Genomic DNA, 6,296 nt, shown 5'->3' with positions numbered 1-6,296 from the left:
CGGTGGACGATGGTTCCCCGGGCGGGGAGGGGAACCCCTCCCCGCCCGGGGCAAAGCCTGACGCTCTGTGTGTCTTCCAGCGTGTCCCTGATCGTTTTGACGGGTCTCGGACAGATCGGCCCGGTCAAAGCAGTGTCTTAACCGCGGGTCACTCGGTTAGATGAGCGTGGACACCAGAACACCCCGCACACCTACGGGGGGACGCTCGCCGGGCTTCGATGACGAGCCGGTCCTGAGCTCGGTCAAGGTGCCGTGCGATCCCGCGCAGGTCATCGTCAACCACGCCAGCTTCCGCGTACAGCTCGCCACTCCCGTGGCGACCGGAAGGCTGCCCGAGCCCGCGCGCATCCCCGCTCTCCGCGCACCGTCCGCCAGACGCCGGGCGCCCGTGGTCTGGAGCGGCCGCACCGAACCGGGCGGCTCGGCCGGCGCCACCACCCAGCTCCTGCACGCGGTACGCGACGCGGGCGTCGGGCTGGACGGCGACCGGACCGAGGACGTCGGCACGACCCAGGTCCTGCCCCGGGTCCGCCTCGGTGACCCCCCGACCCCCACCGTCATCGGCCAGCGCGGCCCCGCCGACTCCGACGGCACCCTGCTGCGCGGCGCGCGCCCCGTGGGCGCGGTGCGCGGCGAGCGGGCGTACGGCGGGCCGGCGTACGGCGACGGCGGCCAGGACGACGAGCGGTTCGAGGCGCGCGAGCTCTACGACGCCGGCGCCAGACGGCGCGGCGGCGACAGCGTCCGGCATGCGTACTACCCCGGCCGCCGGATGAACCTCGGCGTCGTCCTGCTGCCGCTGCGCATCTTCCTCGGCCTGATCTCCGTCTACGCCGGCATGGGCAAGCTCTGCGACCCCGTCTACTTCGACGGCGGCGCGCGGGGCTCGATGGTCACCTGGCTGCTGTCGCTGAACCCCTGGGAAATGGCCGTGCCGCTGCGGGACTTCGCGGTCGCGCACCCGGTCGGCGCCGGGCTCACCGTCGCCTTCCTCCAGGTCGTGGTCGGCGTACTGACCATCTGCGGCCTGTGGCAGCGGGTCGCCGCCACGTTCGGCGCGCTGCTCTCCGCGACGCTGCTGATGACCGTGAGCTGGCGCACCGTCCCCGCCTACGACGCCCCCGACATCATCTACCTCGCCGCCTGGAGCCCGTTGATCATCGCGGGCGCCCCGGTCTACTCCATGGACGCCCGGCTCGCCGGTGAGGCGTGGCGGCGGCTCGGCCCGCGCGTCGAGGTCGGCGCGCTGCGCCGCCGGGTGCTGCGCCGCGGCGCCGTGCTGACCGCGGTGGTGGCCGGACTGACCCTGCTCGTCGGTTCGCTGCTCGGCGGCGCCGTACGGTCCGCGAGGGTCGCGCCCGTACCGAAGCCCGGCGAGCCCGCCATCAACAACCTCCCCGGATCCCCCCTGCCGCACCCCGGCCACACCGCCACCCGGCCCGGCCGCACCCCCGACCACCGCGGCGCGCCCTCCGCCGGCGCCTCGCACAAGCCCCACAAGTCCGGTAAACCGTCCGCTTCCGGCTCCCCGTCGAGCGGCAGCAGCAGCGGCAGCTCCCGCCAGTTCGGCGCGACCAGCAGCGCCACGCAGCAGTCGGCACCGACCCACTCCCCGGCCCGCACCCAGTCGCCGGGCTCGGGCGGCACCGGCGGCGGTACGACCGGCAGCTCCAACAGCGGCTCATCCGGCGGCGAATCGGGCCGCGGCGGCACCCTGGGCGGCCTGCTGGGCTGACGCCGTCCTTCACCGCGCAATCCGGTCCCCGACCCCTCCGACCGACCCCCTACGGGCCACCCGGCCCCACGGGGCGGCGGAGCGGCCGGGGACAGTCGTCTGTGCGGGCCCACACGGCCCCGTAGGCGCCGCCCGCCCCCCCGGTACCGCACAGACCCGCCCGCCCGCACCGTACGGGCTCGTACCGCCCCGCGGGCCGCGCCACCGCCCGGCTCAACGGCCGTGCGCGGTCAGCTCCTCGGCGGCCTCGGTGAGGTCCTTGGCGGTGTCGATGGCGCGCCAGTAGGACCCGTGGGGGAGCGGATAGCCGGCCAGCCGGCGTTCGCGGGCGAGGCGCGGGAAGGTGGTGCGCTCGTGGTCGCCCCGGTCGGGCAGCAGCTCCGTGAAGGCGGGGGAGAAGACGTAGACGCCCGCGTTGATCAGATACGGCGAGGGCGGCGCCTCGACGAAGTCGAGTACGTGCCCGAACGCGTCCGTCTCGACGGCGCCCCAGGGGATGCGCGGACGGGCCAGCGCGAGGGTGGCCGCGGCGTCGCGCTCGTAATGGAAGGCGGCCATCTCGCGGAGCGGGAAGCGGGTCCAGATGTCGCCGTTGGTGGCGTACCAGGGCTCGTCCGGGCGGGGGAGGAAGCCGGCGGCGTACTTCAGGCCGCCGCCGCGACCCAGCGGCTCGGTCTCGACAACGGTCGTGACGCGCAGGGGGAGTTGGGTCCGGTCCAGCCACTCCTGGAGGACCTCGGAGAGATGCCCGCAGGAGATGACGGCGTCGGTGACGCCCTCCTCGGCGAGCCAGTTCAACTGGTGGCCGATGATCGGGGTCCCGGTGCCGGGAATCTCGACCATCGGCTTGGGTCGGTCATCGGTATACGGGCGGAGTCGTGAGCCCTGGCCGCCGGCCAGGACCACGGCCTGCGTGGGGTACGGATGCGCGGCGCCTGTCATGGTTCGCACCTTATGCGGTGCGAGGGAAGGTCACTGGGCGGCGGCGACGCCGGAGGCGAAGGAGGTGTCGCAGACCGGGCGGGAGAACGCCTGGGCGCGGTGTGCGGCACCGTACTTGGCGACCGCGGCGCGGCCGAGGGCACGGGCGATGGAGGCGCAGTGCTTGGCCAGCGAGGGCCGCGCGGTGGTGGCCTCCTGGAGGTCGGTCAGGGCGACGCCCGGATCCTTCTCCTGGAGTTCGACGAGGAGGCGGTCGCGGAGCACGTCCTGGGCGGCGCGGGGGCCGGCCTGAGTGGAGACCTTCCCGGAGGACGCGGTCAGCATCTGCGATCCGGTGGTCGTCGATGCCCATGGGACGCGGGTGACCGCGAGGGTCCCGGAGAGGACGAGGACGACGGGGAGGACAAGGGCGAGAGTTCGGCCGATACGGCGGGCTGCGGAGTTCACGGAGGTGATGGTAGCGAGGAGTGATGATTTGGCGACATTTGGTCACCTCATCGGGGGACGGAATGGCTCGTCGGTGCGGTTGTTGGGTTGACGCACTGGTACGAAAAGCGTTTTCCGGGGCGCCTGTTGCGGCTCCGCGACGGCGTGCCGGGACCCCGCTCCGGGGCCGCCGATCCGGGCCGGGTAAGGCCCCGGAGGCACCGCGCCGGCGGTGCGGGGCGCGCATTACCCCACACCGCCGCCGCGGTAAACCCCGGCACTCGTCCTGATGGACCTGCCGCAGTCACCGCCCCCGAACGGCCACCGCCGCAAGGCAACCACGGCAGTCAGCCACCACAGATGTCAGCCACCACGGCAGTCAGGGACCACAGAAGTGAGGGACCACAGCAGTGAGGAACCTCAGAAGTCAGTCAGGTGCCACAGCAGTAAACCGACCCCTGCCCCTACCTGTCCGCCCGTCCGCTCAGTCGCTCAGCCGCTCGCCCGACGACGTGGAGAAGACATGCGTCTCGCCCGGCTGCGGTACGACGTGCAACTGGGCGCCCTTCTGCGGGACTTGGCGTCCGTTGACCCGTACGACAAGGTCCTTCACCGACCCGCCGACCTCGGTCGTCCCGTACACATATCCGTCGGCGCCCAGCTCCTCGACGACATTGACCGTCACCGCCAGTCCGGCCGGCGCGTCCGCGGCCTCCTTGGACAGCGACTGCGCGGCGGCGCCGTTCTGCTCGACGATCTCGAAGTGCTCCGGCCGTACGCCGACCGTCACCGTCGTGTCGCCCTTCGCCGACGCCGCGGCCAGCGCGTCACGGCTGACCGGGACGACGCTGTTGCCGAACTTCACGCCGCCGTCGGTGATCGGCACCTCGACGAGGTTCATGGCCGGCGAGCCGATGAAGCCCGCCACGAAGAGGTTCGCGGGGCGGTCGTACATGTTCCGGGGCGAGTCGACCTGCTGGAGCAGCCCGTCCTTGAGGACGGCGACCCGGTCGCCCATGGTCATGGCCTCGACCTGGTCGTGGGTGACGTAGACGGTCGTGATGCCCAGCCGGCGCTGGAGCCCGGCGATCTGGGTGCGGGTCTGCACCCGCAGTTTGGCGTCCAGGTTGGACAGCGGCTCGTCCATCAGGAACACCTGCGGCTCCCGGACGATCGCCCGGCCCATCGCGACCCGCTGCCGCTGACCGCCGGACAGCGCCTTCGGCTTGCGCCCCAGGTACTCGGTCAGGTCCAGGATCTTGGCAGCGTCCTCGACCTTCTGCCGGATCTCGGCCTTCGGCACTCCGGCGATCTTGAGCGCGAACCCCATGTTGTCGGCGACCGTCATGTGCGGGTAGAGCGCGTAGTTCTGGAACACCATGGCGATGTCCCGGTCCTTGGGCGGCAGATGCGTGACATCCCGGTCCCCGATGCGGATGGCCCCCTCGTCGACGTCCTCCAGCCCCGCGAGCATCCGCAGCGAGGTGGACTTACCGCATCCGGAGGGCCCTACGAGAACGAGGAACTCGCCGTCCTCGATAGCGATGTCGAGCTTGTCGACGGCGGGCTTGTCGGAACCCGGGTAGATCCGGGTCGCCTGGTCGTACGTGACCGTAGCCATGATGTGTGTCCCTTCACCGGCAGGAACGTGCCGGACGATCCGAGTAAAGGAGTGTTGTCGCCCACCACCGGGACGCACACCGGAGAGTGGTGTAGTCCACAGCACTGAGACTGCACGCGACGCTACCCGGGCCGGTGCCCGGTGTCAGTAGCCCCGCACCCACGAAATAAGGCAACCGGCATCCGGTCGGCCTGGGTACACTTCTCCCGGTACGCCTCCTTAGCTCAGCTGGCCAGAGCACCGCTCTTGTAAAGCGAAGGTCGTCGGTTCGAATCCGACAGGGGGCTCTGCACATCAAGCCGCTGACCTGGGGTTTCTCCCCCGGGGAGGCGTCTTACTCGGCCCCGGACTCCTCGTCCGGGGCCGTTTGCGTGCGCGGTGCGTGAGCGGATGGGGCAGCAGGGCGTGGCTCAGCTGCGGATTTCGCGGCACCGTCCGTCATGGCTTCGGCCCCGGATTCCTCGTCCGATTCGAGGTTGTCCTCGGTCTCGGTGGCCTGTTCCGTCCGGCGGGCGCGGGGGACGAGGCGGGCGGCGGCCTCGGCGATGGCCCGGTCGGTCTCCGGCAGCAGGCTCGTGTACGTGTCCGCCGTGATGGCGATCGAGGAGTGGCCGAGCATCTCCTGGATGTCCTTCAGGTCGGCGCCGGCCGCGTGGGCGAGGGTCGCCGCCCCGTGGCGCAGGTCGTGGAGCCGGATCGGCGGGAGGCCGATCTCCTCGCACAGCTCGATGAAGCGGCGGGTGACGTTGGCGGGGTGGAGCATCTCGCCGTTCTCCCTGGTGAAGACGCGTCCGGTCTCCACCCACGCGCTGCGCCACTCCTCGCGGTCCTTGTCCTGCTGGACGCGGTGCCGTTTGAGGGCTTGGACCGTGTCCGAGTCGAGCGCGATGGTGCGGGCGCCCGCGTCGGTCTTGGGATCGTCCTCGTACACCTCCCAGCCGCTCACGACGAGTTGCTTGGCGACGGTGAGGCGGCCGTCGTCGAGGTGCGTGTCGGTCCACCTCTGCCCGCACGCCTCGCCTCGCCGCAGCCCGCGGAAGGTGATCAGGTGCCACAGCGCGTAGAGGCGGTCCTCCGCGACGTGGTCGAGGAAGAGGCCGGTGTGCTCCGGCGTCCAGACCATCACCGGCGAGGGCTTCTCGCCCGTGTGCTTCCAGTGAAGGATCCGCTCTTCGGTCCACACCAGCGCCTTGGGGCGCTTGCCCGCCTCCAACTCGACGTGAGCGGCCGGGTTGAAGGTGATCAGCTGCTGGGCGATCGCGGCGTTCAGCGCGGCCCGCAGCGTGGAGCGGATGCGCTGGCGCGTGGCCGGAGTGACGATGCGGCGGAAAGGCTCCATCTCGGCGATGGTGGCCTTCAACACCTTGCGGCGGGCGCGGTGTTCGCGCCCCTTCCAGGGGATCTGGGCGAGGTCTTCGAACGCCTTGCGGCGGGCTGCGTTGCCTTCCGCGATCTCGACGTTGGCCTCGGCGATGGCCTCGAACATCTCCGAAAGGTGGGTGACCCGGAGGCGATCGAGTCGCAAGTGCCCGATCCGCGGTTTGAGATGCACCCTGATATTGCTCTCGTCGC

5 protein-coding genes and 1 tRNA gene are annotated in these 6,296 nt (G+C 71.3%); 2 read left to right on the top strand and 4 right to left on the bottom strand.

The window, feature by feature from the left end; all coding sequences use genetic code 11:
• Positions 1–160: 160 nt before the first annotated feature.
• On the top strand, positions 161–1,735 hold the full coding sequence (locus ACO1BR_RS28015) for a DoxX family protein (protein WP_426797887.1): 1,575 nt from the start codon (positions 161–163) through the stop codon (positions 1,733–1,735).
• Positions 1,736–1,948: 213 nt separating this feature from the next.
• On the opposite strand, the gene ACO1BR_RS28010 is transcribed toward ACO1BR_RS28015, so the two are convergent.
• The 3 genes from ACO1BR_RS28010 to ACO1BR_RS28000 form a co-directional block, all read right to left on the bottom strand.
• Positions 1,949–2,677, bottom strand: a complete 729-nt coding sequence (locus ACO1BR_RS28010) for a nucleotidyltransferase family protein (protein ID WP_426797886.1) — start codon at positions 2,675–2,677, stop codon at positions 1,949–1,951.
• 30 nt (positions 2,678–2,707) lie between these two features.
• Positions 2,708–3,124: a hypothetical protein gene (locus ACO1BR_RS28005; RefSeq protein WP_043265609.1), complete on the bottom strand. Its 417-nt coding sequence runs from the start codon at positions 3,122–3,124 to the stop codon at positions 2,708–2,710.
• A gap of 463 nt (positions 3,125–3,587) precedes the next feature.
• Positions 3,588–4,724, bottom strand: a complete 1,137-nt coding sequence (locus tag ACO1BR_RS28000) for an ABC transporter ATP-binding protein (protein WP_426797885.1) — start codon at positions 4,722–4,724, stop codon at positions 3,588–3,590.
• Positions 4,725–4,937: 213 nt separating this feature from the next.
• Here ACO1BR_RS28000 and ACO1BR_RS27995 point away from each other — a divergent pair.
• Positions 4,938–5,011: transfer RNA gene (locus tag ACO1BR_RS27995), tRNA-Thr, on the top strand.
• 47 nt (positions 5,012–5,058) lie between these two features.
• Here ACO1BR_RS27995 and ACO1BR_RS27990 read toward each other — a convergent pair.
• Positions 5,059–6,296: tyrosine-type recombinase/integrase (locus ACO1BR_RS27990; protein ID WP_426797884.1), on the bottom strand; the 1,238-nt coding region annotated here is incomplete at its 5' end.

It is taken from the genome of Streptomyces sp. YGL11-2 (genome assembly GCF_050054615.1).
GTDB lineage: Bacteria > Actinomycetota > Actinomycetes > Streptomycetales > Streptomycetaceae > Streptomyces.
This window is presented reverse-complemented; position numbering and strand designations above follow the sequence as displayed.

Excerpts from the sequence above, each read along its gene's own strand:
- ACO1BR_RS28010 (WP_426797886.1), bottom strand. The coding sequence starts at position 2,677 with ATGACAGGCGCCGCGCATCCGTACCCCACGCAGGCCGTGGTCCTGGCC.
- ACO1BR_RS28015 (WP_426797887.1), top strand. The coding sequence starts at position 161 with ATGAGCGTGGACACCAGAACACCCCGCACACCTACGGGGGGACGCTCG.
- ACO1BR_RS28000 (WP_426797885.1), bottom strand. The coding sequence starts at position 4,724 with ATGGCTACGGTCACGTACGACCAGGCGACCCGGATCTACCCGGGTTCC.